Here is a 2,279-nt window from a genome sequence, read left to right as displayed (position 1 = left end):
CGCCGGAAGCGATGGAGGCGCTTGAGTCGCTGCTGGTCGGTCCGCTGAATCAGGTTATTCTAATGAAAACGACGAGGGACCCGGGTCTGGAAGTTGTGAGTTCAGGGGAGTGGCTGGAAGTTCTTCCCGATTTGCTGCCATCCCATATCGAGGGGATCATGAATGCCATTACTACTCCTCTCTTAGCGGAAAGCAATTCGTTATCTTCCGGGTCTCGGCTGGCAAAAGAGGAGCCCATTAACTTGCTCTCCAGGATACAATCCACGTTGATCAGGCATGCTTCGGCCGTACTTACAGTGAACGCCGACGAGATTGACCCGTATGCCGAGCTGGACGAGTGCGGATTTGATACGGTGAGTTTGGCGGAATGGGCAGACCGGTTAAACGGGGAATACAGGCTTGAATTGACCCCGCTTATGCTTAAGAGGCAACCTAGCATACAAGGGCTTGCGCTTGACCTGCTGAGGCAACACGGACGATCTATTAACGATATAAGTCATGTACCGGACAACCCGGATACCGACCAATCTATAGAGGACAATAGTGGAAAAATGTCGGGAGGAGTGACCTGAATCATGAGAGAGATTAGAGGCGGAGGCCTGCAAATGAAGGAGATCGACGATCTTCTCTGCAGGCTGCTCTATTGTCAGTTGTGGGACTTCGGGTTGTTGAAAGGCAAAGCCGTCGATTTAGACGAGCTTCGAAATCAAGTGCACAACCGTGATTTTTACGGTAAATGGCTTGAGGTGAGTATGGCGTACTTAACCCATTTTCACTACTTGACTTTTGACGGTTCTGTATATACTGCAGAGGAATGGTCGTCTTCTGAGTCTGACAAGGTATGGGAAGAGTGGGACCGGGTTAAAGAAGACTGGCTGCTCAATCCCGACACAAAGTCTCAGGCGGTGCTAGTTGAAACAATGCTTCGGGCGCTGCCAGACATACTTGCCGGTAAAGTGTTGGCTACGGAAGTGATGTTTCCCGATTCTTCAATGGATTTGGTCGAAGGCATATACAAGGACAACATGGTAGCCGATTATTTCAATAGAGTAATTGCGGACAGCGCGGTCGCTTATATTAAAGAGCGTATCAAGCAGGACCCTGCCGCTCAAATACGCATATTGGAAATCGGAGCCGGCACTGGTGGAACCAGCGCTATGGTTTTCAAGCAGTTGGAGCCCTACAAGGAGCATATCCGGGAATATTGCTATACCGATTTGTCTAAAGCCTTTTTTATACATGCGGAGAAGAAGTATGGTTTACTGTACCCGTACATGACATGCCGGGTTTTCGATCTGCATAAGCCCGTTAGCGGGCAAGGCATTGACGCTGGAGGATACGATCTTGCGATTGCAACCAACGTACTTCATGCGACGAAGAATATCAGGCAGACTTTGAGAAATGTTAAAGTGGCTTTACGCAAAAACGGTTTGATACTCTTGAACGAATTGAGCGGCGAATCCTTGTTTACCCATTTGACCTTTGGGCTGTTGGAGGGCTGGTGGCTATATGAGGATTCAGTGCTGCGTATGCCAGGCAGCCCCGGGTTGTTTCCGGAGACATGGAGAGAAGTGCTTGAAACAGAGGGATTTCGCTCCACCTTTTTTCCGGCGATTGAAAATCATGATCTGGGCCAGCAAATTATCGTGGCGGAGAGCGACGGGATCATACGTCAACAGGAGGATTTTTCATTCCCAATTGCAAACTCCTCAAGCGCTGCTAAATCTCTTCGTAATAGCAATGAATGGTCATTGCGCAATGCCCCCGTAACGGCGAGGATAACCGGTATACATGCAGAAGCAAAGGAACAAGCGGTCCGGAACCATGTTGTAGATGTTATCCGGAGAAAGCTTTCTGACGCGTTAAAAGTCGATGTGCTGTCGATTGACAATGAGGAGTCGTTTGCCGACTACGGACTGGATTCCATTCTTGGCGTTCATTTAGTGAAAATTTTGAATGAATCCCTGCATATTGAATTAGAGACAACCAGTCTTTTCGATTACAGCTGCGTAAATCAATTGACAGCTTTTATTATGAACAATCAGCGGGCTGCGCTTGCGGGGCTTTTCCCGGAATTCAACGAGCCGATCGGAGACGGTTCTACCGAAGTTGCGTCTGAAGAAGCGGCGATCGATTACAATAATTTCCGTCAAGGCCCGGATTCCAGGGTGCCTGAGCAGTTGCTTGGAGAAACGGCAATCCTAGCCGAAAGCAAGGATTCTATCGCGATTGTTGGAATGAGTGGCCGTTTTGCCAAATCGCGTACGGTAGATGAGCTA

General features: G+C 48.9%; 2 protein-coding genes. Both read left to right on the top strand.

The window, feature by feature from the left end; translation table 11 throughout:
* The coding region (locus L692_RS28360; RefSeq protein WP_156940383.1) for an acyl carrier protein at positions 1-572 on the top strand (572 nt) is incomplete at its 5' end.
* A gap of 33 nt (positions 573-605) precedes the next feature.
* Positions 606-2,279 (top strand): methyltransferase (locus tag L692_RS28355; protein WP_036723108.1); only part of this gene is annotated, 1,674 nt, incomplete at its 3' end.

It is taken from the genome of Paenibacillus forsythiae T98, from assembly GCF_000520735.1.
Lineage (GTDB): Bacteria > Bacillota > Bacilli > Paenibacillales > Paenibacillaceae > Paenibacillus_AQ > Paenibacillus_AQ forsythiae.
The sequence above is the reverse complement of the archived record's forward strand: the minus strand, read 5'-3'. Positions and strand labels throughout refer to the sequence as shown.